Origin of the sequence: Streptomyces sp. NRRL F-5135 (genome assembly GCF_000719775.1) — a bacterium.
In the GTDB taxonomy this organism is placed as follows: Bacteria; Actinomycetota; Actinomycetes; order Streptomycetales; family Streptomycetaceae; genus Streptomyces; species Streptomyces hebeiensis.
In genome coordinates, this window is sequence record NZ_JOHR01000028.1 from 23,515 (window position 1) to 49,989 (window position 26,475).

30 protein-coding genes are annotated in these 26,475 nt (G+C 69.6%); 3 read left to right on the plus strand and 27 right to left on the minus strand.

The window, feature by feature from the left end:
- Positions 1-253 precede the first annotated feature (253 nt).
- Positions 254-523, minus strand: a complete 270-nt coding sequence (locus tag IG02_RS0133055; RefSeq protein ID WP_158712420.1) for a hypothetical protein — start codon at positions 521-523, stop codon at positions 254-256.
- Between the two features lie 417 nt (positions 524-940).
- Between IG02_RS0133055 and IG02_RS0133060 the strand changes: the two genes are divergently transcribed.
- From IG02_RS0133060 to IG02_RS0133070, 3 genes are read left to right on the plus strand one after another with little or no spacing between them, the layout of a single operon-like run.
- A complete protein-coding gene (locus IG02_RS0133060) occupies positions 941-1,357 on the plus strand; it encodes a hypothetical protein (protein WP_030756501.1) in 417 nt (138 codons plus the stop codon).
- 14 nt (positions 1,358-1,371) lie between these two features.
- Positions 1,372-1,701 carry a DUF6354 family protein gene (locus IG02_RS0133065; protein WP_030756504.1) on the plus strand — a complete coding sequence of 110 codons (330 nt, stop codon included), beginning with the start codon at positions 1,372-1,374 and terminating at the stop codon, positions 1,699-1,701.
- Positions 1,702-1,712: 11 nt separating this feature from the next.
- A complete protein-coding gene (locus IG02_RS0133070) occupies positions 1,713-1,970 on the plus strand; it encodes a hypothetical protein (protein WP_158712421.1) in 258 nt (85 codons plus the stop codon).
- A 125-nt stretch (positions 1,971-2,095) separates the two neighbouring features.
- Here IG02_RS0133070 and IG02_RS0133075 read toward each other — a convergent pair whose 3' ends face one another.
- The 26 genes from IG02_RS0133075 to IG02_RS0133200 form a co-directional block, all read right to left on the minus strand.
- Positions 2,096-2,308, minus strand: coding sequence for a hypothetical protein (locus IG02_RS0133075; RefSeq protein WP_030756507.1), 213 nt, complete (start codon positions 2,306-2,308; stop codon positions 2,096-2,098).
- A gap of 113 nt (positions 2,309-2,421) precedes the next feature.
- Entirely contained in the window at positions 2,422-2,577 is a 156-nt protein-coding gene (locus IG02_RS41875) for a hypothetical protein (protein ID WP_158712422.1), read from the minus strand.
- A gap of 733 nt (positions 2,578-3,310) precedes the next feature.
- Positions 3,311-3,625: a hypothetical protein gene (locus tag IG02_RS0133085; RefSeq protein ID WP_030756511.1), complete on the minus strand. Its 315-nt coding sequence runs from the start codon at positions 3,623-3,625 to the stop codon at positions 3,311-3,313.
- 24 nt (positions 3,626-3,649) lie between these two features.
- Complete coding sequence (locus tag IG02_RS0133090; protein WP_051766063.1) at positions 3,650-4,021, minus strand: hypothetical protein; 372 nt, start codon at positions 4,019-4,021, stop codon at positions 3,650-3,652.
- A gap of 24 nt (positions 4,022-4,045) precedes the next feature.
- Entirely contained in the window at positions 4,046-5,014 is a 969-nt protein-coding gene (locus tag IG02_RS43740) for a LysM peptidoglycan-binding domain-containing protein (RefSeq protein WP_063756884.1), read from the minus strand.
- Positions 5,015-5,364: 350 nt separating this feature from the next.
- Positions 5,365-6,189 (minus strand): hypothetical protein, encoded by an 825-nt coding sequence (locus tag IG02_RS0133100; protein ID WP_030756519.1) that lies wholly within the window; start codon positions 6,187-6,189, stop codon positions 5,365-5,367.
- Between the two features lie 148 nt (positions 6,190-6,337).
- On the minus strand, positions 6,338-6,694 hold the full coding sequence (locus IG02_RS41880; protein WP_037805013.1) for a hypothetical protein: 357 nt from the start codon (positions 6,692-6,694) through the stop codon (positions 6,338-6,340).
- Positions 6,691-8,280, minus strand: coding sequence for a hypothetical protein (locus IG02_RS0133110; RefSeq protein WP_030756522.1), 1,590 nt, complete (start codon positions 8,278-8,280; stop codon positions 6,691-6,693). The genes IG02_RS41880 and IG02_RS0133110 overlap by 4 nt, the downstream gene beginning before the upstream one ends.
- Positions 8,280-9,380 carry a hypothetical protein gene (locus IG02_RS0133115; protein ID WP_030756525.1) on the minus strand — a complete coding sequence of 367 codons (1,101 nt, stop codon included), beginning with the start codon at positions 9,378-9,380 and terminating at the stop codon, positions 8,280-8,282. The genes IG02_RS0133110 and IG02_RS0133115 overlap by 1 nt, the downstream gene beginning before the upstream one ends.
- Positions 9,380-10,330, minus strand: a complete 951-nt coding sequence (locus tag IG02_RS38060; RefSeq protein ID WP_051766065.1) for a hypothetical protein — start codon at positions 10,328-10,330, stop codon at positions 9,380-9,382. Before IG02_RS38060 ends, IG02_RS0133115 begins: the two co-directional genes overlap by 1 nt.
- 10 nt (positions 10,331-10,340) lie before the next feature.
- Positions 10,341-11,237 carry a phage distal tail protein gene (locus IG02_RS38065; protein WP_030756536.1) on the minus strand — a complete coding sequence of 299 codons (897 nt, stop codon included), beginning with the start codon at positions 11,235-11,237 and terminating at the stop codon, positions 10,341-10,343.
- The gene (locus tag IG02_RS0133130; protein WP_030756538.1) at positions 11,234-16,480 is read right to left on the minus strand and encodes a phage tail tape measure protein; all 5,247 of its coding nucleotides are present in this window, start codon (positions 16,478-16,480) and stop codon (positions 11,234-11,236) included. Before IG02_RS0133130 ends, IG02_RS38065 begins: the two co-directional genes overlap by 4 nt.
- A 27-nt stretch (positions 16,481-16,507) precedes the next feature.
- Positions 16,508-16,669 carry a hypothetical protein gene (locus IG02_RS43270; protein WP_234315002.1) on the minus strand — a complete coding sequence of 54 codons (162 nt, stop codon included), beginning with the start codon at positions 16,667-16,669 and terminating at the stop codon, positions 16,508-16,510.
- A gap of 233 nt (positions 16,670-16,902) precedes the next feature.
- Complete coding sequence (locus IG02_RS0133140) at positions 16,903-17,463, minus strand: hypothetical protein (protein WP_030756540.1); 561 nt, start codon at positions 17,461-17,463, stop codon at positions 16,903-16,905.
- Positions 17,464-17,567: 104 nt separating this feature from the next.
- Entirely contained in the window at positions 17,568-18,041 is a 474-nt protein-coding gene (locus IG02_RS0133145; protein WP_030756544.1) for a hypothetical protein, read from the minus strand.
- A gap of 121 nt (positions 18,042-18,162) precedes the next feature.
- Positions 18,163-18,612: a hypothetical protein gene (locus tag IG02_RS0133150; protein ID WP_030756547.1), complete on the minus strand. Its 450-nt coding sequence runs from the start codon at positions 18,610-18,612 to the stop codon at positions 18,163-18,165.
- The gene (locus IG02_RS0133155; protein WP_030756549.1) at positions 18,609-18,998 is read right to left on the minus strand and encodes an HK97 gp10 family phage protein; all 390 of its coding nucleotides are present in this window, start codon (positions 18,996-18,998) and stop codon (positions 18,609-18,611) included. Before IG02_RS0133155 ends, IG02_RS0133150 begins: the two co-directional genes overlap by 4 nt.
- The gene (locus IG02_RS0133160) at positions 18,995-19,444 is read right to left on the minus strand and encodes a DUF6093 family protein (protein ID WP_030756555.1); all 450 of its coding nucleotides are present in this window, start codon (positions 19,442-19,444) and stop codon (positions 18,995-18,997) included. Before IG02_RS0133160 ends, IG02_RS0133155 begins: the two co-directional genes overlap by 4 nt.
- A complete protein-coding gene (locus IG02_RS0133165) occupies positions 19,444-19,821 on the minus strand; it encodes a hypothetical protein (protein WP_030756558.1) in 378 nt (125 codons plus the stop codon). Before IG02_RS0133165 ends, IG02_RS0133160 begins: the two co-directional genes overlap by 1 nt.
- Complete coding sequence (locus IG02_RS0133170; RefSeq protein ID WP_030756561.1) at positions 19,818-20,660, minus strand: hypothetical protein; 843 nt, start codon at positions 20,658-20,660, stop codon at positions 19,818-19,820. Before IG02_RS0133170 ends, IG02_RS0133165 begins: the two co-directional genes overlap by 4 nt.
- On the minus strand, positions 20,657-20,998 hold the full coding sequence (locus IG02_RS0133175; RefSeq protein ID WP_051766067.1) for a hypothetical protein: 342 nt from the start codon (positions 20,996-20,998) through the stop codon (positions 20,657-20,659). Before IG02_RS0133175 ends, IG02_RS0133170 begins: the two co-directional genes overlap by 4 nt.
- An 82-nt stretch (positions 20,999-21,080) precedes the next feature.
- On the minus strand, positions 21,081-21,413 hold the full coding sequence (locus IG02_RS0133180; protein ID WP_030756565.1) for a hypothetical protein: 333 nt from the start codon (positions 21,411-21,413) through the stop codon (positions 21,081-21,083).
- 3 nt (positions 21,414-21,416) lie between these two features.
- Positions 21,417-22,469 carry a major capsid protein gene (locus IG02_RS0133185; protein ID WP_030756568.1) on the minus strand — a complete coding sequence of 351 codons (1,053 nt, stop codon included), beginning with the start codon at positions 22,467-22,469 and terminating at the stop codon, positions 21,417-21,419.
- A gap of 20 nt (positions 22,470-22,489) precedes the next feature.
- Entirely contained in the window at positions 22,490-23,233 is a 744-nt protein-coding gene (locus tag IG02_RS38070; protein WP_051766069.1) for a hypothetical protein, read from the minus strand.
- A 113-nt stretch (positions 23,234-23,346) separates the two neighbouring features.
- Positions 23,347-24,123: a hypothetical protein gene (locus tag IG02_RS0133195; RefSeq protein ID WP_030756573.1), complete on the minus strand. Its 777-nt coding sequence runs from the start codon at positions 24,121-24,123 to the stop codon at positions 23,347-23,349.
- Positions 24,124-24,188: 65 nt separating this feature from the next.
- Positions 24,189-26,075 (minus strand): hypothetical protein, encoded by a 1,887-nt coding sequence (locus IG02_RS0133200; protein ID WP_030756575.1) that lies wholly within the window; start codon positions 26,073-26,075, stop codon positions 24,189-24,191.
- Positions 26,076-26,475 lie beyond the last annotated feature (400 nt).

The window sequence follows — 26,475 nt, forward strand, 5'->3', positions numbered from 1 at the left end:
GAACTCCGACCACCATGTCTACACGCCGGGGCCGACAGATTGACGTCTTACACAGCAGGGATTGACACCCCTCCCCACTGGCCCCGGGGAAGGGGCACACGATTCGTTCGCTGGCATCGAACGGGTCGGCGCTCGCGGCCGGGCCGAGGTCGGCGATTCGGTCGGCGAGGAACTGGGAAGTCACTGCCTTGCAGTGAAACCGCTCGGGCAGCAGCGGTGGTTCGTCCGCTCTGGCGGGGAGGTTGGTCGGTACTCACGGACGAGACGCCATCAGGGGGCCGAACTCGCGCTCTACGTCGCGACGGAGCATGGGGTCCATGTCAGACGCGCACGGAAGCATGACCGAGTCGCCGTCATGCGTCTCCCCGGTGAGAGCCCAGACGTCCCCTTCCGGGTCGGTGAACTCGGGCCAGCCCGTTGGGATGCTGCTGTTGGTGGCTTCGCAGATCTCGGAGGCGATGTCATCTGGCACGCGGACGGCGCCGTTGCGGTACGCGATCTCCATCGGGTGCATGTGAGGCATAGTCACATTTTACCTATCTTCCTTGGTGATATGTGAGCTTATCGTGAACCACGCTGCGCACTCCCGGGGAAGGCTGCGCGCCAACTAACGTGAAACTAGCGCGAGTAAACGAGTGACAGAAGTATGCGGGTGCACTACCGTTCTCGTTAGAGCACGTAAGTTCACGTCCAATGTAAGGGGAGGGATTATAGCCGTACGCCGCCCGTCGAAGATCTGGCGCATCGTCGTCCCGTCACCCGGCGGGCCCATCGAGAAGCCACAGCGCTCCGAAGCCGCCGCGCGCGACGCAGTCGAGGCGGAAAAGCAGACCACCACCGCGAACCGCATCGTCGTGGAGAAGTGGGAGGACCGTCAGTGGGGCGAGTGGCTCCGCTGGGTCCGTACCGACAGCAACTGGCACGCCGAGTAGGAGACACCGTGCGCATCACCGTCACCGTGGACGACCCGACCCCTGAGTTCCAGGACAAGCTGATCACTCTCCTTGCCGAACACACCGAGGACATCGAGACCGACACAAGGTGGAACGAGGAACGCGCCACCCACTACTTCCGAATGCTGCCCGCCCGCGCCCGACGCATCGTCAAGGAAGCCGTCCAGCGCGGCGGCATGGTCCCGGCCGACGCCCTCCGCGACAACCCCGACGACAGCCTCCGCGGTCACAGCGCCCCGCTCAGCCGCATCCTCCAGCGCGGCAAGATGCTCGGCCGCTGGCCCGAGGGCATCGACCAGCCGGTGAAGCCCCTCGGGCCCGGCTTCGGCAAGGTCGAAGGGTACGAGATGCCCGCCGACCTGATTCCCGTCTTCCAGACAGCCATCCGCAACGTACAGCAGTGAGGATACCGACCCCAATGACACGTCCTGCCATCACCGTCCGGCAGCTGTACCGAGATCTCGCCCCCGACATGAAAAGCCGCGACCGCCGTCTCCGAGTCATCAGCGTCGGAGACGCCCGGGCAGAGCTGGTCGTCGAGCACGACCTCGGCGGCCCGACCGGAAAGAAGACCTCCGTAAGCCTCAACCGACTACGTTCCTCCGCATTCGAACTGCTGGAAGACTCGACCGACAGTGACCCGCTCTACCTGGCCTTGCTCGCGGCCATCTCCGACGTTCACCGGCCCGGAGCCACACCCGCCGACTACGCCCGCGCAGCCCTCCACACCTTCCGCATCGAAAAGTGAGGATACCGATCATGCTTGCTACTCAGGAGCGCGTCCGCGAGGGCGACCGAACCATCATCATCTGGCACAAGGCCGCCGAACCGGAGCAGTGCAACGGCGGGTGCGACTGGCACCCGATCGCATGCAGTACTACGGAGGGCATCACCACGCCCGGTTCGCTCCGAGAAATCCCGATCGACCTGGCCGAGGTACCCCTGGAGCGAACGGCTGAGGCGCAGCGCTGGTGCTCCAACTGCCTTGCCGTCCACGGCACCAGCACTGAGAAGTGATGCCCCTCAAGCTCCACGCTACGAAGCCGGCGTCATCACTTTTCTACTGGCGCTGACCCGGCAACGAACCGTGTGCCCCTCCCCAGGAACAGTGGGGAGGGGCACACGGCATGTCGGAGCCTACGTCACTCCGGCACCTGCACATCCGCCCCCGACGGCAAGAACCCCATCAACCCCACCTTGAACGCGTCGATCCGGTCCAGCAGATCCTGATCTGACCACGCCTCCACCTGCTGAGGCGTCAACGTGAAGGTGAAGCCAACGCCAGCATCCGCGCTGGATATCGACACCGTGCACCGCGTCGAGCGAGATGCGAGACCGGGAACCGTGAGCGGCATGGAATGTCCCTTCTTTGTTGGTGCGGGGGCCTGATGTTGAACTGACGTGCAGGTCGATGGGTGGGGCGGTGGTGGAGGGCTGGGCGCAAGCGCGGGTTATTTGTGGTGAATATTTATTGGACTTCTGCTGTTCCTTGAGCAGTCTCGACGGTCATGCCGAAGTCCAGCTCAGGTTCCTCCGGTGGAGGAGCCGTACCGCTGTCGTTCACCCCGGGGAAGACCGGCGGAACGACCACCGGACCCAGCTCATCTTCTGGCTCGGTAGACACGAGGCTCACCTTCCTCATCATCAGAGACGGTCAGAGAGCAGCCTCAACGGGAGCACTCCCGAGGAGGAAGCCGACGGTTCGGTCGTAACGGGTGGAGCAGACGGGGAGGGCTCCTGCGGTGACGGCTCCACGTCCGGAGTACAGGCGTACTGAGGGGCGTCCGCGTCGAAGTCGTCGGCGGGCACGCAGGTGTACGTGACGCCCTGCGGGTCGGTGTACGTCCAGCGCGCTGGCGGGGCCCCGTCCGTACCGTCACTGCCCGACGGGCCAGGGCTCCCGTCCTGGCCGTCCTTCCCGGGTGCGCCGTCCCGGCCCGCCGCACCGGGAACACCCGACGCCCCGACAGGCCCCGGCGGCCCTGCGGCCGTCGAGTCGGCGCCGGGTATCCCGGAGGGGCCCGGTGGGCCAGCCGGCCCGGTCGGGCCCGGGCTCGGCGTCAGCGTAGGCGCAGCCCTCCCCGGCACCCCCGGAGGCCCGGGCGATCCTGCGGGGCCCGGCGGCCCGGCCACGGACGTGCCACGCGACCCGGGCGGCCCCGCCACGGGCTTCTCCCCCAGCCCCTGCACCTGACGTGCGAGAGCGTCACGCGCCTGATTCGCCGCGTCCAGGTCGTTGGAGAGCACAACGAACCCGGTGACGATCGAGCCCAGAGCGAGCGCGGCAACCATCGTGGCGGCGCCGGCGAGGTAGTTCCCGCGCTTCCGCCGTTGACGGGCCTCCAGCCTGGTAGTTCTCATCCCTTTCCTCCTGCCAGGAAGAACACGATGGGGATGATCAGCCCCAGTACCGGGATGACCACTGAGGCGAACAGCCACCGGCGGGTCTGGGTGACCCGGTCGGCGTCCGCGGTTCGCAGCGCCTGCACACCCTCCACGTCCTTCTTCAAATCGGCGAGTTGCCGCTCGAGCGCCGCCTTCTCCACCCCGTACACGTCGGTGGAGACCATGCGGTCCAAGCGGGAGTTGATCTGGGCCATGTCGTCGCGGATGTCGCCACGCATGAGCTGGATGAGCCGCCCCAGCTCTCCCAGAGACGGCTCATCAGCCATGTTGTGCTCCGGATACAGGGAAGGTCAGGACACCGCAGTCGGCCGAGGCCGTCCTCCCGCCGGGACGGGTGCGGTCACCTGCGAGCGGACCAGCCAGAACTGTGCGACGACCGTCACGAACGCCATCGCGGCGGCCTGCTTCTCCGCCGTCCAGTCCAGGCCGAGGTTCATGCCGAGCGCGAGCGCGGCCTGAGCGAACCCGGTAAGCGCGGCCAGCAGTCCGTCGCCGACCATGTACGCCACGATCAGGCCGACCGCCGCAGCGGCGGCCACGTTGATGGCGGTCTGCGTGTCCTGGCTGACCTCGACGACGAATGCCGAGACGAACTGGACGACGACCGCGACGAGACCGAGGATCGCCGACGGTTCACGCCCGAACAGGGTGGGTGTCTTCACGTGATTCTCCAGATGAGAGACGGTTCAGAGGGACTTCGGGACGCGGAGCTTGTCCCATGAGGTCTTGCCGGGGATGCCGTCGGCGCCGGCACCGGAGTAGCCGAGCTTGCGCTGCCACGCGGCGTAGCTGGCCTTGTCGGCGAGCGTCCAGTTCGGTCCGGGGCCGGACTTGTACTTGCCGCATCCCTCGGCGACCAGGCGGCGGCCCATCGCGGTGACGATCGCCGAGCTGCGGCCGGTGTGGAAGAAGGCCGCACCCGGGAACGGTTCGAACTGCGCGCTCGGCGTGCCGGGTGCGGCGGGAACCTTCAGTTTCTGCCCGACCGCGAGCTTGTTCGGGTCCTTGAGGCCGTTGAGGGCCACGAGCTTCGCCACAGTGGTCTTGTAGCGGGAGGCGATCGTCGACAGGGTGTCGCCCTTCTTCACCGTGTACGTGCCGCTCGAGCTGGCCCCGCCTTCGGTCCCTGTGCTGCCGGTGGGCTTGCCGGGCACGATGCCCGTGTCGATCGCGCCCGGGTCCCAGTGGTCGTTGCCGGGTACCTGGGCGTGCGCGTAGTGGCCGCCCTTCGACTGCCACGTCGTTCGGGACCGGGACCCGGATGCGGCCAGCGCAGCGGTCGCCGGGGGCTTCCCGGCCGGCCACACGTCGGGGATACCGTGCGCGCGCATCGCCGCCAGCAGGGCCCGGAAGTTCGGCTTGGCCGACGGGTCGAACCCCTTGGTCCACGGGGAGGCGGCGCGGCCGAGGACTTCGACCTGGATGTTGACGCGGCCCTCGCGGTTCGTGCGGCGGGCACCGTCGTTCTTGAGCGCCCGGGCGGACTGGGTGAGCGGGCCGAACTGGCCGATCCGGTCCGTGACCGGGTCGTAGATGACCTGCGGCTCGGCACCGACCCGTATCAGGTAGGCGGCGATGGAGGTGAAGTAGTTGCCGCCGGCCGGGGACTCGGTGGTGTGCCAGGTGGCGCGCGGCGGGTTGCCGGGGGTGTCCATGGCGCCGCCGATGGACTGCCCGCCGAAGCGGGTGGCGCCGGAGATGTAGGCGGGCCCGGCCGTACCGCGCGGCAGGTCCTCGGGCCCGGGTTCCGCTGTTGCCAGGCCTGGCTTGTGGATCTGGTCGTCGGGTGCGTCGACCGGCACGTACACGTCCAGGTCGCCGTCGTCGCGGAGCACCATGAAGGCACCGGCCTGGCGGGGATGCTCCTTGACGTGCCGGGGCGTCGCCTCAAGAGCGGCAATAGCGCGGACCTCGTCGGTGTGGGCCTGGTTGACGGTGCCGTAGTAGGTGCTGGTGGTCTTGAGGGTGTCGGGGTCTATGTGGTCGACGGCGACGTGGTAGCTGGTCACAGGGTCACTCCGTCTCGGCGGGGCTGGATAAGGTCGATCTGTGTACGGATGGCTTGGTAGGTGGCCAGGCGCATGCGACCGTCGCCGTGGTCGCCCCAGCTGGTGCCCCACGAGTTCCTGAACCGGATGACGGTGTAGTCGGGGAGCAGCGTGCCGTCGTCCATGGCGACCGTTTCGAGGGCGGTGACGCACACCTCGTGGCCGCCCTCGAGTGGGGACGACGTCCAGTTCGGATCGTCGTCGAGGAAGCCGTCCGGGCCGGTCTGGGTGAAGGCTGAATGCCAGGGCATGCCCATGAGGACGGGGCCGGTCTGGAGGAGCATGCAGAGTTCCTGCGCTGTGGTGGCGTGCCCGTACTGGTCGATGAGGCCGCGGTCGCGTAGGGCTTTGGCGACACCGAGCCCGGAGGAACCGGTGTCCTGGGTAGGCCAGACGGCGTCCGTCCACTGATCGTGGGCGGTTGCGTCGGCGTAGAGGCCGATCGCGAAGTGCTCGGCGGCCGCGGTGTCGTCGGTGTCCAGTCCGACCGCGCGCGCCTGGGCCTTGGGCAGCAGGATCGACAGGAGTGTGGTGGCGGCGTTGCCGGTGCACGAGGAGAGGGCGTCCAGGTCGTCGTCCAGTCCGTACTGCACGGATGTACGGATGCCCTGCGTGACGAGGTTGCGCTGGTCAAGGACGGGGAGGCGGGGTTCCCACTCGGTGGCGCGCAGCGGCTGCCCATCGTAGGGGCGGCGGTAGGCGAGACTGCGCGGGTCCAGCACCTGATGACGCCCGAGGTGGTCGGGCGTGTTGTAGGTGCGCACTGTGAGGTTGGTGGGCATTCGCCCGTGCTCCTGCACTCCCCGCGCAGAGCTGGTGACGGTTCGTCTGCTCCGGCCTAGCCGGCGGCAGTCCCTCGGGGGTGGTGCGGGGCGGAGGGTCGCCCTCGTGGTTCAGCGTACGGGCGTGCAGGCCAGAGGTTGCCTCTGGTCAGCTCATCTCCGGCTGAGGGTCGAGGAGGACCGCAGACAGGATGGTGGTGTCCCTTCCGCATGCTGCGTCGAATACGCGCACGATGCCGGCGTTGGAGTACACCAGGCCGATTTCGCCGACGATGTTCAGGTTGGGGCAGCCGGCGGTGCGGCATGTCCAGGTGACGGAGTACCACTTGGCGGGCTGGAACACGATGGGGTTGTCCGGCAGGTCGGGTGCTTCGGGTGGCGGGGTGGGCTCAGGCTCGGGTTCCGGTGTCGGCTCGGGGTCTGGAATCGGGTCCGGCTCGACTGGATCGTCCCCCTCCGGCTGGGGCGCGTCTGAGATGTTCTCCTCAACGGGTTCGGTGCTCATGCGGACATCACGATCCAATCGATTCCGGTTGCGACGATGTTGGTGCGGGTGAGCCAGAGGGTCATGCTGGTGGCAGTCACGTTGGTGCATCCGACGCCGGTCACGTTGGTTCCAGGGGCGGACGTGTTCGCCGTGGCGACGGCCCTGAACGTGCTGCCGGCCAGGCTGAATCCGGTGACGGTGATCGACGTGGGGGTGTTGACGGCGGACGGGGTGATTGTGCTGTGGCCGGAGGCGATGTTTCCGGCGGTGAGCATGCCGTTCACATCGACGTTGCCGGCCTTGTCCATGGTGAATCGGTAGCGTCCCGCGTCGGGGTCCCAGTAGCGCATCACGTAGCCGGTGTGGCTGGGGCCAGGCTGAATAAACAGGACGGTGTTGGCGTCGCCGACGTTGGGCTGGATGGTGACCTTCGCGCGAGTCTTCGCGAGACCTGGCGTCATGACGACGTCAGCGGGCTGCGTCGTTCCTGTGGCGTCGGCGTATCCGAAGGAGGCGGTGGTGTCGTTCAGGTAGATGCGTCCTCCGACGTAGGTGGACGAGCTGGAGTTCCGGAGCCGTTCGGCGGCCCAGAAGTCCTCGCCGAAAAACGTCCGCCAGCGCATGTCTGTGAAGCCGCTGCCGGTGAAGGTGCCGCTGAACAGTCCCAGGTTCGCGGACCCGGGGGTGTTGGCGACGACGTTGACGAGGGCGCTGTTCGTACCATCCGTGCTGGACAAGCGCAAGTTCGGGTAGGCGCTGTTCGGGTCGAGGGTGAGGGTGCCGCCTCCGGTGCCGGTGAGTTTCAGGCCGGCTGCGTCCATGGATGCGATCTCGCGTGTCGCGTCGTACACCTTGACGGAGTTGGAGCCGGACTCGTTGATGGCGACGCGCTGCCCGGACGCGGCGGTGCGCATCACGGATCCGGTGATGGTGCCGCCCGTGATGGTTTTGCCGGTGATGGCGTCTGCTTTCAGGGCGGTCGCATCCACGCTTCCTGCGGCGAGCAGCGCTGTGGTGATCGCGTTCGCGTACACCTTGGGGGTGGTGATGGCGCCGTCCGCGATGAGGGTTTCGGTGATCTCGCCGATGCCGATGTCGCCCGCGACCGGGCGCGGCGCGTACGGTCCCGCCGCGGTGGTGGGGGCGGATGCGGTGCCGGAGGTGTTGCGGGCGAGGAGTCGTACGTACAGGGGGCCGGTGGCCGGGATGTAGATGATGCCGCCCTGCGGGGTTTCGATCGTCGCCTGGAGGGTTTCCGGGCTCGGCGTGAAGTCGGCGGCCGGGTCGGTGTGGACTTCGACCCGGGCCCAGTCCAGGGGGATGACCGCGCCGTCGGCGAAGGTGCCGTCCCAGGCGGCGGCGATCCCTCCGAGGGCCGGGCCGGCCGTGGGCGTGGCGGGGACCGGGGGCGGGGCGCCGTTGACGATGTTCACTGCGGTGGTGCCGTCGCCCTGCTGCCCGACGATGGCCCGCAGACCGCCGGTGCCGTCGCGGACTTCGATCGCAGCGTCTTCGATGCTCGCGCCGTGCGCGAGCCGTTGCCCCTTCTTGATCTGCGCGACTTCCCGGCGCAGACGGGCGACTTCTTCAGCGAGTGAGGGCATCAGAGGTTCTCCGGGGGGCCGTAGTGGAAGGAGTCGGCGCGGGCGAGGGTCAAGGTGGCCTGGTCGTCGGCGTCTCCGGGCTTGTACGAGTCGGCGGTGATGCGGGCCCAGCCCGACCAGGAGATCCAGTCGTTGTGGACGGCCACCTGCACGTCGTCGCCGATCTGCCACGAGCCGAGGGGCGCGTTGGGGTGGTCTCGTACGGTGATCTGCTGGACGTCGCCCATGATCTGGCGGCGTTTGCGTTCGGCGGCGGCGCGGCGGCCGAGGGTGTCGTTGCCGTTGACGGTGGGCAGGGCGAGGACGCTCTCGAGGCGGAGGCGGCCGTCTCGGACGGGGTCGACGGCGAAGCGGGTTGCGGTGCCTTCGCCGGAGCCGGTGGCGATGACGACGTTGGCGTAGTCGTCTGCCGAGTAGGTGACGGGCGGCGCTTGGACGATGTTGACGCCGCTGCGGAAGGTGATGTCGGTGCGGCGGGCCCCGAGCCGCGGGTAGCCGAGGACGATACGGCGCCGGACGGTGCCGTTCGACTGGTAGGTGCAGCTGTTCGTGTACTGGGGGGCGCCGTCCTCGGACACGATGTCGTCGACCATCTCGCCGAGGACGGGGGTCTCGTACCAGTAGGAGCGCCACGGTTCTTCCGGGGTGCCAGCTTTCGCGCTGGAGGTAGTCGTGTCGACGGTGACGCCGAGGGTTCCGTCGGGCTGTTCCTGGGCGTAGGCCCAGATGTCGCGGATGATCTGGCAGGGGTCGCCGTAGGTGTAGGGGCCGCGGCCGTTGAGGTTGCCGTGGATGTCGTGCCGTTTGGTCAGGTAGGACGACCAGCCGGCGGCCTCGATCCGATACCGGGTGTCCTCGGGGGAGGTGACCCAGATCAGGCCGCCCCAGCGGAGGTAGCCGTCTGCTTCGACGTAGATGAGGGTGCGGCCGGGGTCGAGGACGTTGATGTTCGCGGTGGCCCAGCGGGGGGCGAGCGTGCCGGTCATACTGCCGGGGCCGTTCAACTCGCGGCCGAACTCAACGTCGGAAAGGGGCAGCGCCGGGTGAAGGAGTTCGCCGGTGAGGGCGTGCTGCGTCCAGTACCGCCAGCGCGCGGCCATCAGAGTCGGCCTTCGAGGAACTCGACGTCCACTTTGAATGTGGTGCTGCTGTCGACGCCGATCTTCCCGTTGTTCGAGGCCGCGGTCTTCATGCGGGCGACGATCGGCTGGTTCGTGCCGCGCATCACGGCTCCGGCGGTGGTGGTGAGGTCGATCGTTTCGACCATCTCGGTGTAGATGCGGCGCACGCCGGTGGACTGGTTGTCGTCGATGTTGACGCCCTGGGTGGCCTCGACGGTGCCGAGCATGAAGCGGAACCCGCCGAATACGTACCCGCCGTCGAGGCGGAGGTTCGTCACCCCGAACACGATCTTCGCTGTGGCGGCCCAGGACGGGATCGCGAGGGTCGCGAGGGTGGTGTTGGGGTGGGTGCGCCAGGTCTCGGAGGTGCCGCTGATCTCGACCAGGGACCCGGAGTAGTAGTAGGGGGTGAGGATGCGGTCCCGGCGGGGGTTCGCGATGGTCCGCAGGTCCTTGATGTACGCGTTGGTGATGGTGCCGGTGGAGGCGGGGATGTCGATCCGGCAGATGGGTACGGCCGAGTAGCCCGCCGGCACGGTCGTGGCCGTGGAGCTGACGTTCGGGATGACCTCCCAGAACACGATCGGGTCGACCGTCGGGTCGCGGTTGCCCTCGTAGGCGGGGTCTTCGACGCGGAGGACGACCATGTCGGAGCGGGCGGTCCCGCCGGTGGCGGCGATGTTCACCGTGTCGGAGCCGATGTTGTACGCCGCGTAGGTGCCCTGGAACGGGTTGACGCGGCCGGTGATGACGGCGGATCCGGCTGCGATCTGGATGCCGCCGCCAGGGGTCGGCAGGGCGGACGCTTTCAGGTCCGTGCCGGTGGTGACGCCCTGCTGGGCGCGCGCCAGGTCCTTGACGAGCATCCGGAACTGCTGCGCGGTGTGGGTGCCGCCGGTGGTGGCGATCGGGATCGGATTCAGGGCCACGGCTGTCTCCTCAGAGGGCCTTGTAGGCCGGCCACCAGGTGACGGCCAGGGTGCTGGTCAGGGTGTTGTCCGTGGCCGTCCACTGGAGTTCGTTGAGTCCGGGCGCCAGTTGGAACAGGTCGATGCGGGAGGTTGCGGAGAGGGGGGCGCCGCCGCCGTTGTTGCGGAGGACGGTGCGCCAGCCCGGCCGGGTGTCGATCTCCACCCACTCCCCCGCGGTGAGCGTCGTCTGGACGGTCAGGGTGCGTCCGCTGGCCACGTGCGTGATCTTCGGGTTCGCGCACGGTCCCGCGATGCGGAGCACGGGCCAGGTGGGGGCCGTGCCCTCGACGTCGAGCCAGCCGGGCCGGCCGACCGACTCGGGGTTCCCGGCGATGACGAACGGGAACTGGAGCGGGAAGGTGATGCCGCCCTGGGTGACCGCGCCGAGCGGGATGCTCGTGGTGCCGGGGGTGTCGGCGTAGTACAGGTGGTCCTGGCCCTGGAACTCGATGTCCAGGGGGATCCAGCCGTGGATGGCCTTGGTGATGTCCGGCTCGAGCTTGCGGAGCCGTCCGCGTACCGTGCGGGCGGTGCGGCCGGGGTATTTCAGGCGCAGGTCCATGGTGGTGCCGCCCTGCCCTCGGACGGCCGGGGTGTCGGCCAGGTCCTGGAGCGCGGCCAGCACGTTCAGCGCGGTCGTGCGGTCGCCGGGGGTGCGGATCGCGGCGTCGATCCGGATGGTGCGTCCGCTGTAGCGGTCCGGGCCGAGCCACAGCCCGTCCTCCCCCGGCGGCTCCACGTCCGCGGTGCGCAGCGGCGGCTGGCCGAGCCCTTCGATCGCGGCGACGGTGACGGGGGTGCCGCGGCCGATGAGGATGTTGCCGAGCTGATGCTGGCCGTCCTCGAGCTGGATGGGTGTGGTCATCGTGCTCGGGTTCCTCCTCGTGCGAGGCGCCGTAGCTGGTAGGCGTTGTCGGCGTCGATGCGTGCGGCGAGGTCCCGGTCGGTTCGGTCGGCCAGGTGCCAGTGCTGCTCGCCTACGAGGGGGCCCTGTTCGCGGATGATGACGATCCGTCCGCCGTCGGCGGCGCCGGCGGGGGTGAGGCCGACGCCGAACCGGCCGGCGACGTCACGGAGGACGGCCGTGGCGCCGGCGCGCTTGTTCGGGCCGAGGGGGATGTACGCTTCGCCGCCGGTCGAGGGCTCGGCGAAGGTGAGCGCGCCGGCGCGGGTGGAGTAGAGCCCGGGCCGGATGCCGCCGTCCGCGTAGGAGAGGCCCTTGTTCGCGCGGGCCAGGTCGGTGAGGAACTGGGTGGCGCGGGAGCCGAGCGCGGTTTTGATCTGGCCGGACGCTTTCGTGGCGGTGGCGATGATCTCGTCTTCTCCGAGGCCGGTGGTGTCGGCGACGGTGTGGATGCCGGTCTTGCTGGTCTTGATCGCGGCGATGATCGCAACGAGCTGCTGCACCTGCTCGGTAGTCAGGGAGTTGTTCGCGGTCTTCGCGGCGCTGTTCGCCGACGACGCCTTCTTGCCGTCCTTCACCGCGGCGGCGGCGAGCTCCATGGCCGCCTGGTCGCCCTGTGCGGCAAGCTGCTTGGCGAGGTCGCCGTACCCCTTCGCCGACAGGGTGATCAGGTTCTTCGCGAACGAGGCATCAGCGGTGTTCGCCTTGGACAGCTGGCGGGTGTAGTCCGTCAGCGACGCCTTCGCCGTGGCGGCGAGGCCGCGCAGCGCGGCCGCCATCTCGTTGAGGTACTTCGTGGACCCTCCTGCCATCTTCTTGGCGAGGGCGACCCCGTCCTTGCCCATCGAGGCGAGGGCGTCGGCGACGTCTCCGCCGGCACGGTCCGCGACCTTCGCGAGGTCGGCGTTCCATGCCTGGGTGGCTTTGCTGTTGGCCTTGAGCTGGGTCTCGACGGTCTTCAGGTCGAAGTACTCGACGTCCTTGGTGGTGGTCTTGCCCTTCGACTTGACCTTGACCTTCTTGGTCTTGTGCCCGGCTTGCCCGGCGTCGGACGCGGAGTACAGGGAGCCGGTCTGCGGGTCGTAGCGCCAGTCCGTGACCGACCCGTCCGCGTTCCACTGGATGCGTGTGGGGTCGCCGCCGAGGCGCCGTACGGTCTCTTCGGCGATGGCGCGGGAGCGGGGCCGTTTGCCGGGGGCGAGGGGGATGTAGGACTCGCCGCCGGTCTCTTCCTCGGCCCAGACGCGCCAGGCTCCGGCCGGGGCGATCTGTGCGACGTGGTTCTCGGGGCGGCGTGCGTTCATGCCGCCTGCGGCGTAGGCGGTGTAGATGTTGCCGTCGGCGTTCGCGCTGGCGCCGGAGAGCCACTGCTGGCCAGGCTGTTTCCCGGTGGACACGTACTTGGAGTAGGTGGTGATGGTGACGGTCTTGCTCCTGAGTCCTTCGATCGCGCGGCGCAGCGCGTCCACGCCGGCCCGCGCGCCGCCTGTGGGGGCGCTGATCGTGACGGTTTTGCCCTTGGTGGTGCGGATTTTGAAGCCGAGGGCTTCGAGCTGCTGGCGCGCTTCGGCGGTCGGGGCGCGCATGGTGAGGGTCTTGCCGTTGGTGGCCCGGAGTTTGGCCTGGATGGTCTCGAGTTCGCGGATGGCTTCCGCGCTGGGGGCCTTGATGGGCAGGGTCTTGCCGTTGGTCTGTCCGAGCTTGCTGATCAGCGCGTCGAGTTCCGCGCGTGCGGCAGCGGTCGGGGCGGTGATCTTGTATTCGCGGGTGCCGGGGATCAGCTTGATCTGGTAGCCGATGTCCTCAAGTTCCTTCTTCGCGTCCGCGCCGAGAGCGTCGACCTTGATGGTCTTCTTGTCGGGGAACTGCTGGAACTCGGCCTGGACTGCGAGGAGCTCGGCGAGGGTGCTGTCGACGCCTTCGGTCTGGAGGAGGATCGACACCTGGCCGGGGATGAGGCCCATGGCGTCGGCGACGCCGGCCGCTTCCTTCTTGGACAGGCCGTAGCCCTCGGCCAGCTTCAGGGCAGAGGTCCGGGCGTCCTGCATTTCCTTGCGGGCGGCGGCGATCGAGTCGGGGACGCTCTTGCCCTGGGACTGGGCGAAGTCGTAGGCGGCGAGCGCGGCGGACGCGGAGCTGTCGGCGATGCTGTTGAGGGTATTGAACAGCTGCTGGCCGTTCTTCGTGGTCGTGTCGAGGGCGCCGCCGATCCCGATGAGCTGCTTGCCCCAGCCGTTGCTGCGGTCGATGCCTGCGGCCATCGCCTCGTTGGCCTGCGTGATGGCCTCGTTCACGCGGGCCTGCGCGGCCTGGAGGGAGACGCTGCCGCCGGACAGCAGGTCGAGTGCGTCCCGTAGCGCGCGGGTGCGGGAGTCGGCGTCGGCGGTCTTGTCGGCGAGCGCCGCGACCGCGTCCTTCAGCCGGTCGTACGCGGTCGTGCTGGCCGCGCCCTTAACGCCCTCGTTGAAGGACTTGGCGTCGGCGGCGGCCTTCTGGAAGTCGCCGCCGAGCCCGCCGAGGGCCTTGCGGAGGTCGTCGGCGGCCCGGCCCTGCACCGTGTACGCCTCGCTGGTCTGCCCGGTCTCCGGGTCCATGACGAGGGTCTTCTGCGCAGTCGCGGTCGCGGCGAGTTCCCGGCGGAGCTTGCTCAGGGAGCTGCCCTGATTGGTGTAGGCGTCCACGAGGGCGGACATGGGGACTTTCGCGGTGCGGGCGAGGTCGACCAAGCGCTGCTGCCCGTCGAGGGTCGTCTTGACCTTCTGCGCCATCAGGTTCTCGGCGGCGATTGCCCGGACGTTCTCGTCGACGGCGCCGTTGGATTCGCGGAGGGCCTGCGCGAGGTTGGAGATCTGCTGCTGATGCTCGGCGGCCGCTGCGGCGGCCTTCTGCTGCCGGGACGCGAGGAGACCAAGGCCGACGGTCGCTACGGTGAGGGCGACACCCCACGGTCCGCCCATGGCGCCCATGAGGCCGCCCATCGCGGTCCGCAGCCCGGTGCCGGCCGCCGCGGTGACGCCGCGCAGCGCGCCGCCGAACCCGGCCGCCTGCGTGGAGGCGGTGCGGAAGCTCTGGCCCATTCGGCCGATGACGGGCACGTGAGCTTGGAGGGTGGCGACGGCCGCGCCGTAGCGGGAGAGGGACTGGCCGGAGGCGGCGGCGAGGGTCCGCTGGAGCGCCATCTGCTGGTTCAGGGACCGGAAGGAGCCGGTGAGGCGTCCGCCGACGGTGCTGGCGAGTCCTTGCGCGATGGGGCCGACGCGCCGCATCAGCAGCATCGCGAACACCGCGGTCTGCACGGGTCCGGGCAGGCTGCCGAAGAGGGAGACGAGGCCGCCGATCAGGTGCCCGAGGGGGCCGAGGAGGCCCGACAGGGTGGAGACGGCGGAGGCTGCGGTGTCGAGGGCGTAGACGGCGATGTCGAGGGCGGTGGCGGCGCCGGATCCTTCCGACGCGACGTCGCCGAGCGCACTGATGACGGGCTCGGCGCCCGCGGCGAGGTTGGTGAGGACGTCCACGACCGCTTGGCCGGCGCTGAGCAGGACGTGGAGGGCGGAGGCTACCGCGTCGCCGCCGAACTCCTCGAACGGGGTGAGCATGCGGCTGGCGGCGTCGCCGATGTCGGCGAACTGCTTGCGGGCGGCGTCCGCGATGTCCGGGCCGAACAAGGTCGCCGCGTCGTTGAGGTAGTCGAAGAAGTTTTCGATCTTCGGGGTTGCGGTGGCGAGACTGGCGGTGATGCCACGGGTGAGGTACTCCAGGCCAGGCGCGATGCCGTCGTAGATGGTCAGGCCGGTCTGCTTGGCCTGGGTCTTCAGCTGGAGCATCGCGCCGGCGAGTCCTTTGCCTTTGGCGGCGGCGATGTCGGAGGCGGCCCCGGTGTCGGATACGGCCGCCATCAGCGCGTCAAAAGAGTCGACTCCCTGGTGGGCCAGGGCGATCGCACCGGACATTGCTGGTTTGCCCATGCTCTTCTTCACCGCGGCGGTGAAGTCCTGCTGGCTCATCTCGTGCTGGGCTTTGGACAGGCCGTCGATGACGTAGCGCAGGCCCTTGAACTTCCCTTGGGCGTCCCACGCTTCGATGCCCATGGCCTTGAGACCTTTGATCATCTGCGGGGTCGGTGCGGCGAGGTTCGCGAGCATGCCGCGCAGGGTGGTGCCGGCGGTCTGGCCGAGGATGCCGGCCTTGCCGAGCATGCCGACCGCGGACGCCGCCTCGCGCATGTTCACGCCGAGCCCGTGGGCGACGGGCCCGGCGTACTTCATCGCGTAGTAGATGTCGATGATGTCGCCGGACGCGGCGTTCGCGGTCGCGGCGAGGGTGTCGGCGGCGACGCCGGCCTGGTCGGCGCCCATGCCGAACTGGTCCATCATGTCGCCGAGGTACTTGGCGGAGTCGGCGGCGTTGACCTGGGCGGCTGAGGCCAGCGTGAGGGAGGCGCGGGTGGAGGAGATCGCCTGGTCGGTGCGGAAGCCGGCCTTGGCCAGCTCGACCATCGCCTCCGCCGCATCCGCCGCGGTGGCGCCGGGCAGGGTGAGGTCGTTGCCGAGCTGCGCGGCGGTGGCGGCGGCCCGCTGCATCTGTATGCCGGTGGCGCCGGTGACGGCGCCGAACGTGTTCATCGCCTGCTGGTACTCGTTGCCGTTCTCGACGAGCTTGTCGACCCCCATCACCAGGGCGCCGCCGGACAGGAGCGCGGCGGCGCCCGTCAGCTGGTGACGGAGCCGGCCAGTCTCGTCGGCGTAGCGGCGCATGGCGAGGACACCGCGGTCGCCGATCCGGCCCATGTGCGTCGAGGCGTTCTGGGCGGCTTGTGCGAGACGGAGCAGGTCGCGGACGGCGGTGTCGATCTGCCCGGACATGCGGGCCAGGTCCCGGCCGGCGGTGCGGGACTGTGTGCCGAGGCGAGTGACGTTGCGGTCGGCAGTGCGGGCGGCGTCCGCGTACCGGTTGATGCTGCGGGCTGCGGTGCGCGTGTTGTCGCCGAGCCGGTTGATGTGCCGGGCGGCGGTGTTCGCTTCGCGGCCGAGGGCGCGGATCCGGCGCGCGGTGCTGTCGGCGTCCCGGCCGAAGCTGCGGAGTTCGGTGCGGGCGGTCCGGGCGGCGGTGCCGAGCGTGCGGGCGTGGGTGGCGGACTGCCGTAGCTCGCGGACGAGGCTGCCGCCATGCGCCCGCAGGTCGACACTGAGGTTCCAGTTCGCCACCGAGCCCTCCCTCCCCTTCTTTCGTCGTCAGTCGTCGTCCCGGCGGCGGCGCCGCTGGTTCTTCAGGTCGCGTTCGGCTTGCAGGGCGGCGTGAACGGACACTGGTATGAGCGTGATCTTCCGGCCGTTGGTGCTTTCGCTGCTCTTGGCGAGTTCGTCCTGCTTGTCGGCGATGACTTCGCAGCCCACGCACAGTTGGACCGACGCGGCGTAGGCGTCTTCTTCGCCTTCTCCTCCGTGGTCCCAGTCGTCGTAGCGGGTGCCGCACTGCGGACAAACGGTGCGCTGGTACTCCCGGTAGGCGAGGGCCTTTTCCCGGTCGCGGGCCGTCCAGGTTCCGGTCCCGATGCCGCGGAACTGGCTGTGGGGGATGCCCCAGCGGTCGCACAGCTCGAGTTCGGCCCGGAACTGGTCATCGTGGATCAGCCTTTTCCCAGATCGGACCGGGTGGTCTGCTGCACGGACAGGGCCGCGTTGAACAGGGCGTTCGCTTCGGCGAGGGACCAGGTGTCGAGGAGTTCCTGCGCTTCGTCGACGGTCATGCCGTCGACGCTGGCGGCGGAGATCAGCGCGGCATGGAAGCTGGGGGCCCAGTCCCGGCCTTCCTCCTGCTCTTCCTCGGTCGGCTTGTGCTCGGCGTAGAGGGCTTCCATCGCGGTGCGGGGCAGGGCGCGGAGCCGGATCGGGATGGCCGCGGCGTCGTAGGCCGTCTTCGCGGCCGTCCACTCTTCCCGGGCGGCGTCGGCTTCCTTCTGCGCGTCCGTGTCGCCGTCGGTGGTGGTGTTCAGGAGGGTCTCGGCGGTGTCCTTGGCGCGGGCCGCACGGTCGTAGCGGCGCTTGACGTCCAGGTCGTCGCAGACGGTGAAGACGGCCTCGGCGAGGCGCCGGTCCCGCAGGCGCTGCATCTTCGCGGCCCAGTGCGCGTCCTGGGCGACGGCGGCCGCGGGCGGCTCGGAGGTGGTCGGCTTGCGGCTGGTGGGCATGATGAGGGGTTCCTCCGTCAGGGGAAGGGGACCCGGCCGGGCGCCGTGCGGCGCCCCTTCCCGAACGCGTCGGGCCCGGCCGGGAGCTGAGAGGGGCGGCGGGGTCAGGTGGCGGCCGGTACGGGCGCGTCGAGGGCCGGGGTGTCGGTGATCGCGAACTTGACCATCCACTTGGCGGCCTCGTTGTCCACGGTGATCGTGGACGACTTGGAGGCGACGGTCACCGGGTAGACGTCCATCGAGTTCGAGGCCGGGACGTCGCCCTTGCGGAGGATGATGATGAACCCGGTGGTGCCCTTTGCGAGGGTCTCTTCGAGTTCGTCGGCGGCGCTGTCCTCGTAGAAAGTGAGGGTGGAGTCGGCGGCCTGGTCGTCGCCCTCGATCTTCGCGGTGAACTTCGACTCGAGGTCAGGCGTCTCGATGGTCTGGTTCTCGAGGGCGAACCCGTCGACCGCAGCGAGGGCCTTGGTGAGCTTCGTGGCGCCGGCCAGTTCGGTGCGGGTGGGGATGTAGGAGGGGGCGGCGATGGTCGTCGCGAACAGGATCTTCGTGACGCCCTTGCGGGAGAACCTGGGCATGGCGGGGACCCCTTGTCCCGGGGCCCCGTCGGAGCCCCTGCTGTGGCGGTTGTCGTCTCGGCCACGAGGTGGCACGTCCGCGTGGGGTCCCGCCGCGGTGCGGTCAAACGCCTGAACCAGGTCAGGCGGGCGTCAGGTCGAACCTGAAGCGCTGCACGTAGGTCATGATTCCATCTGCCGGGTCGCTTGTTCCCCCCGGTTCCGTGTCGAGGTCGCGACACATGACGCTGGCCCCGGGCACCACCAGAGGATGCCGCCACGCTCCGGTCGCCGGATCGCGGCCGAGGAGCGCGGTGCGGGCACGGTCGGCCATCAGCTCGACCTGGTCCAGCATTCCGGCGGAGCCCTTCACGCCGGGGGCCGGGGCGGACACGGAGGTCACCTGGTACACGAAGGACGCGTCCTCGTGTTCGTCGGCGAACGGCGCCCCGGAGACGGTGCTGTCGACGGCGTACAGCAGGTAGTAGTGCTGCGGGCCGCCGAGCGGCATCCGGCCCCGGCCGACCGGGATGCTGGTGGCCGTGGCGAGGAGGTCGGCGACCGCCGCGGTGACCGGGAGGCGTTCGATCACGACAGGATCTCCCTCACGGCCAGCGCTACCTGCCCGCGCAGCACGGTGGTGATGACGGGCAGGGCCGGGCCGGCGTGCGGGAACGGTGGCTGGTGGTAGGTCCGGCCGAGTGAGTCGGTCATGCCCATGAACCCGAACTCCAGGCGCCGGCCCTGCGGGGCCGCGGTGCCGATGGTGCATTGCGCACCGTACGGGATGCGGTTGGTGACGCTGCGCCAGGAGTTGCGGTACTGGCCGGTGATGACGTTCGGGCCGGGGCGGTCGGAGGCGTTGCCGCGGATCCGGGCGTTGCCGATCGTCCCGGTGTGCTTCACCGCCTGGTAGAGGGTGTTCCCGACGCGGTCGCTGGCGTGCTCGAGTCGGTCGGCGAGTTCGTCGGGGGTCATGTGGCGCCTCCGGGGATCCGGATCTGGTCCAGCGGGGTCCGGCGGGCGATCTCCACGGTGGCGGCCTGCCCGGGGTCGGGGCAGGTCCAGGCCCGGCCGAGGAGCGCGCTGCGGGCCGGGTCGTGGACGGCCGTCACGGTGACGACCGCGTCCTTGGGCGCGACGGGCGCGTCGAGGGGCGTGTACAGCTGGTAGCGGGACTTCGTCTCCTGGATCCAGGGCTGCTGGACATCGGGGGTGGCGGAGATCTCTGCGGCCGCGTTCGCGTTGAAGACCGCTCCGGGCCCTTCGTAGAGGACGGCGCCTTCGGGGTATTCGAGGTTGCCGGTGCTGGTGTTGAGGACGGGTTCGGTGGTGGCGGGCAGGGTGATCCGTACGGTGTCGATGAGGATGTTGGTGCTGAACCAGCGGGTGACCCCGGCCAGTGCACGGTCGAGGCCCGGCATCAGGTCCTCCCCTGGGCCCAGTCGGCGAGGGTCGCCAGCATCGCCTTGGTCAATTCGTTCTTCGACCCGTCGAGATCCTCCCGGGCGAGTGCAGCCTCGTCGAGGGCGGCCGGGTTGATGCCGCGGAGGAATGCCACGATGGCCTCGCCGAGGTCGGCGTCTGTGGCGACGGCGACCTGCGCGAGACCGTCGAAGACGAGGCCGCCCTTGGGCAGGGTGTGCAGCACTATCTGGGGCGGTCCGCCGACGTGCTGCTCGATCGTGTAGCCGCGGAGGTAACGGCTGACGTCGTTGCCTGCGAGTTCGATGTGTGCCGTCCCGGGGCCGGCTGTGATGGTGATGGGCTGCGGATGGACGGACATGTTCGGCTCGGTCATACCTGGTCTCCGGAGGACAGGTTGGGGGCGTAGTTGAGGTCCGGGCGCGGGGTCCACTGCCGGATGCATCCGAAGTGGCTGGTGGGGAACATGGCGGCGTCGTCGGCGGAGCGGATCGTGCCGTCGGCGTGGTCGGTGTCCGGGTGGCCGGCGAAGCCGCATTCGGGGCCGTCGGTGCATTCGAACCAGCGGGCGCCCAGGTCGTCGGTTCCGTAGAGGAGGGCGGCGGTGTTCGCGGCGGTGGTTGCCTGCTCTTTCAGCGCTGCCGTGGCCCAGTGCCGCACGGTGTGTTTCGACTGGTCCGCGTAGACCACGCGGTCCAGGGGGTGTGCGGCCAGCAGTTGCTTGCGGTCGATGCCTTCGGGGGTGCGGGCCTGGTCTTGGGCGTTGCGGGCGAACGCCTGCGCGCGGCGGACGGCTTCCTGGATGCGGGCGGTGAGGTCGGCGTAGTACTGGGTGGACAGGGCGGTGATTGTGCTCTGGTGCCGGTCGGTCCATTCGAAGGGTCGGGCGTGCTGCTGTACCGAGTGCACGGCCCGTTTCAGGGAGGCGACTGCCCCATCGCGGTAGAGGAGGGGCAGGTCGCGTGCCGCCCAGCGTTCGGTGACGGCGCGGGCGGTCCGGTCGAAGGCGGCCAGGGCGTCGAGGAAGCGGCGGACGGCGTCTCGTCTGCGTTGCGTGGCGCCGCGTGCGCGGGCTGTGGGTGTTCGGGACAGGGCGCGCAGGAGGTCGAGCTGGGCGCGGTGGAGGGTGTCCCACGCTGCGGCGAGCGCGGCGGCCGCGGCCTGCACGGTGGCATCGCGGCTCAGGACGGGTTGGGGGCGGGTGGGGGTGGTCATCGGCGGGGCCGTTCGATGAGCCGGATGATGCCGAACCCGAGATCGGTGTCCTCGTCGCCGGGCTGGGGTTCGTCCGGCGGGGCAGGTACGTCGCCGGATTCGAGGGCGTTGATCTGCCGCTCGATGGCCTTGATGTTCTCGGTGTAGGACACGCCGACGACGCCGGTCACGGTGACGGTGGACGGCTGGTCGTGGATGAGCGCGGCCTTGCGCTCGTAGAGGACTTCGAGGGCGACCGCCCGCGCGCTGCCGAGGCGGGCGTACCGCTGTTCGAGGTCTGCGGTGTCGGTGCTGGGGCCGAGCTGGGAGATCAGCCAGGCTTGTACGGCGCTGTTCACAGGTCCTCCGTACGGGCGGGGCGGGAAGGGGGGCAGCGTGCGGGCCCGGGCGGCGCCCCCACCGGCCGGGCCCGCACACCGCCTACCGGCCGCCGGTGCCCTCAGCAGCGGCCGTCCGGCCCCGAGCCGGCTTCTTGGCCGCCGTCTTACGGGCAGCCGGTTTGGTGGTCGCGGAGTCAGCGGACGGGACCGTGCCGTCGTCAGCGTTTCCGGCCGGGGCGTCGCCAGGCGCGTCGTCCGGGTCGGCTCCGGCGTCGTCTGCGTCCGCTTCCGGGGGGAGGGTTCCGCCCTCCCAGGCGCTGGCCATCCGCACCAGCGCGGCCAGGTGCGGGGCCGGTTCCTCCCCTGCATTCAGAACCCTGCGGCGGCCGGTTTTCGGGTCGGTCACGTGCACCGACCGGGCGAGCTTCGCCACGGTTCAGTCCTCCAGGACAGTGGCCGTGATGTGGATGTCCGGTACGTACAGCACCGGCATGCCCACTGCGGCGCCGCGTGTGTAGACCTGCACCGGGTTGTCCTCGACCTTGGTGACAATGACGATGCCGGGGGCCTGCTCGGCGGTGAGGGCCGGGTTGGAGCCGGAGGAGAGCTGGATGCCTTCGGCAGTCAGCCCGTACTGGGTCTCGGCCCACTGGTTCGGAGCGATACCCGGCGTCATGATCCACAGGTTGTCGGGGAGGACCCGCACGTAGTTGCCTTCGTCGTCGTACACCTGGACGTCGTACTCGACGATCGGCGGCAGGTTGTAGCGGGCGCGGACGGCCGAGACCTGGTCCGGGGCGAGCATTGCCGTGGGGGTCTGGCCGCCGATCGGCGTGTTGTAGTACGAGGCCCGGTACTCCTGGTTCGCGGCGAGGAACGAGCGGGCCCGGCGGGAGGTGATGACCCGGGACGGGACCGGCGCGCCGGTGTCGCGCAGGTAGTTCATCCACGCCATCTCGTCGGTGAGGGGGGTGGCGTGGGCCTCGTTCCACGGGATCGCGGCGGTGGGCCGGTTCGCGGCGGGCACGTTCCAGTCGACGTCGAGGCCGTTGCCGGGCAGGTCGACGACTCCGGTGGCGAGGATTTTCCCGGCGGCGATCTCCTGGGCGGTCTTGATGGACTCGAAGTGCCGCTCGATGTCGTCGTACAGCTTCTCGATGAACTCGGCGGCGTCCTGGCCGTGCGAGATGTTGAAGAGGATGGTCTCCATCTCGCTGATGGGGAGGGTCTGGCCGAGCGGGGGCAGCAGGCCCTCGTTGACGACCCTGGACGCGTGGCGAGTCGCGATGGCGGTCGGCGCGTCGTAGACGCGGAACTTCGCCGCGTTCACGCGCCGCTTGCTGGAGCTGGTGCGGAACTTGATGTTGTTGATGTTCCGCTCGGGGACGATCTGCTGGGTGAGCAGGTAGTCCGCGGGGGTGGTCAGTTCGCGGACGAACGCGTTGATCTCGGCGGCGTCGAGCTCCCGCAGGAGCAGGTCGAGGTCCATGTCGGTGGTCTCCTGTGGGCTCAGCGCCAGTGGATGAACGCGGTCGTGGAGGTCACGTCATCGGCGTCGAAGGGGATGGGGAGCTTGCTGGCGTACACCTCGGCCTGCCACAGCAGGACGCCGCCGCACTTGGTGGAGCCCGGGTTGAAGGGGGTCTCCTCGAGGAGGAACCCGGCGAGGACCTGGGTGCCGTCCGATGCTCCGGCAGCGCCGCCGGCGGTGGCCGTGGCGATGGTGACGGCCGGGGACGTCCCGCCGGTCAGGCCGGATGCGGATGCGGTCATCTGGGGGACGTCTTCGCCGAGGTAGGCGCCCGCGAAGGTCACAGAGATGACCGCGCCGGGGTGGGGGCCGCCGGTGACGGTGACATCGCCCGGGGCGATGTTCGACAGTGCTTCGAGCGCGGCCTTCACCTGTGCGGCGGTCGCGTTGTAGGGGATGCCGGCGGTGGTCTGCCCGGAGAACGTGAGCGTGTAGGTGCCGCCGGTCGGGCTTCCAGTGACGGTGACGGTCTGGACCTCTGCGGTGGGGCCGCTGTACGGGCCGTACAGCCCCGACGCGGTGATCTTCCCGAGGGGAAGGCCGGACTTGAGGATGTTCCGGCCCTGGAGGAGGGTGCCCTTGGTGTAGTGGACGCCCTCGACGAACTTGCTGAGGTCCAGGGTGATGGTGTTGCCGTCGTTGGTGCCGACCAGGGAGGCGAGCCAGGGACGGCCCGAGGTGGCGGTTTCGTCCACGACGGTCATGGGCTGGAAGTCGTTCACGACCTCTGCTCCTTGCGTGAAACGGCGAGTGGTTGCCTGCGGCGCCGGTTGGCGCGCGTCCACGAGGAGCGGGCGTGGTCCCTGGTCCGGCCGCGCGGTGGCGGCCGGGGGTCTTATGCGGCGGGGCGGTGGCCGCGGGCCTGCGCGATGGCGCGGCCGCGGTCTCCGGGCTTCCCTGTGGGGGCCTGCCGGACTGGCGGGCCGCCGGCCGGGGCTCCGCCGGGGGCCGGGGGAAGCTGAGGCGGCGCGGCCGGTGGTTTGATGCCGAACAGTTCGGGGCGGCGTTCCTTCAGCTGGGTTGCGGCGTCCGTGAGGGCCTGGTCGTCGGCGTCGTCGGGGACGCGGAGGAGGGTGACGGCGTCCTCGAGGTCGGTGCCGGTCGCGCCGAGGCCGACGAGGACGGCGCGGTGGGCCGCAGCGCGTTCCCGGGCCTCGGCGGCCTTCTCCCGTGCCGCAGCACGGGCTTCCCGGTCGGTGAGTTCCTTCTCCTTGCGTTCATGCTCCGACATGCGGGCCTGCTCGGCCTTCTTCTGCTCCTCGACGTAGGTGCGCAGGCCGTTGACGTCGTCGAAACCGAGGTCGGAGGCGAGCCGCTGGTTGCCGTTGCGGCGGCCGGAGTCCTTCTCGGCGGTCAGCTTCTGCTCAAGCCAGTTGCGGTGGACGACGACTTCACCGTCGGCGAGGCCGGGCAGGGCGGAGGAAGGGGCCGGCGGCTTCGGCTTGGGCGCGCTGTCGTCCAGCTTCGGGCCCGGGGCAGCGGCCGGGGTCGGTACCGGAGGTGTGGGGGCGCCGCCGTCGTTGTAGAACACGGCGAGCCTGGCGATGCCGGCGTAGGGGTGCGCCCAGGCCGTGGCCGGGGCGGTGTGGTGCTGCTGCGCGGGGCGACGCATGAGGGCAGATCCTCCCAAGGAATATTCAGGCCCCGCGCCTGAGATCAAGGAAAGCACGGATCGGTTCACGGGTTGCCCCCGCTCCCCTCCGGCTGGCCGGCCGGGCCCTGCCCCTGGGGGTCTTGGGGCGGCTGTACACCGGGCTGGGGCGGCAGTTGGATCGGCGGTACGGGTGGTTGTTCGGGGGCTTTGCGGCCAAGGAAGTCGGCGACTTCGTCGGGGTTGCCGAGCGCGTCGGCCAGATCGCGTGCCTGCGCGAAGGCCCGGGACTGGATCTGTTCGATCTCCTTCTCCATGTCGTCGATGGGGAAGCCGGCCTCGGTCAGCATCCGCACCGCGGTCTCAAGGGAGAGGACACCCTTCTCGACGCCGGTCGTTACCTGCTGGAGGACAGCGTCCCGGTCGGTGGGCGTGTACGGGCCGTAGATGAGCTTGGCGGGCACGGGGGTGATGCCGGCCCAGTCGGGGTGCTGCCCGGCGAGGTGGAGTCGCTGTACGAACTTCAGCAGGAGGGTGTTCTTGTGGTCACGCGCGAGGCGCATGTCGTCCATGAGGGAGTCCAGCGGGCCGAGGCTGAGGGCGAGGGCGTAGCCGGAGGGCACCTTCGAGGGGTCCATGGTGCCGAGGGAGACGGCGGGGAGGCGTACGACGGTCGCGGCCCGCTCGGACAGGTCGTGGCGTTGGTGGCGTAGCTCTTGGAGTTGGGGGGCGGTGTTGAGGGTGTCCATGCGGCCGTTCTCGCCGAGGGTGAAGACCATGCCTGGGGCGACGGCGTGCTGGCCGCTGCCGGTGATGTTCTTCCCGGCGAGGCCGATGATCGGGGATCCGGTGGTGGCGGAGGCGCGGGCGCTGTCGGTGTCGGTGCCCTGGAGTTCGTCGAAGACCTGGAGGACCGCGGCGAGAGAGGACTGGCCCCAGTGCTCCTCGGCCGGGGGGACGGTGTTGGGGACGTGGATCACCGGGATGAAGTCGATGAGGAGGTCCAGGTGGTCGAGGACTTCCCCGTCGGAGCGGGTCGCGAACGTTGCTTTCTCGAGCGGCAGGGAGTCGACGTCGGCAGGGGCCCGGATGTCGCCGAGTTCCCAGGTCGCGTCGGTGAGGTAGCACGCCCGGTAGGACGGCTTGTCGGACCACGGGTAGATGCGGCTGATGGCGCCGCTGTCGGGGTCGGCGACGTCCCCCTTACCGAGGCTGGGGACGGGCGGCTCGCCGTCGGCGGGCTCGGTCATGACGGGGGCTCGGACGGGCCGGCTGTTGCGGTCGACGCCGGATGCGGTCGCGGGCCGGATCCAGTCGAGTTCGTAGGTGATGCGGCGCAGGCGGGCAGGGAGGTTCCGCTGCTTGTCCTCTGGCAGCTCCCACGCGAAGTGGATCCGCTGCGGGTACTCGCCGCCGTCGTCGTCTTCTCCGATGACGGGGAAGTAGAAGCCGGGGTCGGAGACCCGCAGGGTGACGCGTTCCTTCGCGGGGTCCCAGGCGAGCCGGTAGACGGCGTCGCCGAGGGAGACGGCTTTGCGTTCGGCCTGCTTCATCCGCATGGGCAGCAGTTCGGTCTCGGCCCAGTCCCGCAGAAGGTCCTGGACGCGTTCCGCCGCCGCCTGCCCCCCGTCGGCTTCGTCGCTGGCGGCGTGTTCGGCGCCGGGGACGGTGATGGTCTGCCCGCGGCCCATGACGTGAGCGACCAGGGTGTCGACGAACATGCTGGGGTCGCCGTACTCGCGCCGGTCCCGCTCGGTGCTGCCGCCGTGGATCTCGGCGAGTTCAGCGGCCTGGTTGGAGTCGTACGCGGTGAACAGCTTGTATGCGGCGAGGCGCCGTTCGTCGGCGGCTGGCACCCAGGAGGCGTACGCCTCGGGGAAGGCCCGCCGGTTGGGCATGCCGAGATGGTCGCTGTAGACCGGCTTGAAGTTGAGGCGCGACCAGGCGTCGATGAGCACGGTCTTGAGGCCCACAAAGTTCCCTCCGTATAGCTGGCCCCGCGCCGCATCCAGCGTACGAGCGTTCCGAAGGTACGTTCCCCCGGCTCTCAACCGGCCGCGTCATTCACCCATTCGAGTTACAGGGCGAAGGGGTACCCCTCGAAAAGGCGCCCCATTGGAGGGCGTTGTGGGGATTCGCTCACGTACGCAAGGCATCGGGGGTCCGTAGTCGCATTCGGGAGGTCGTAGAATCTGGATTGGGCGTTCACACCACACGCTTCCTGATCGTCCCCCGGCCGCAATTGCCCGGGGGAACGCCTGCGGGTTGACCGGATCAGGAGGATCAGGTGGAGAACGACCATCCGGACTGGGGCTTTTGGTGCTTCGTCATCGCCCTCTTCGAGTTGGTGCTCAAGGTGATGACGCCGCAGTA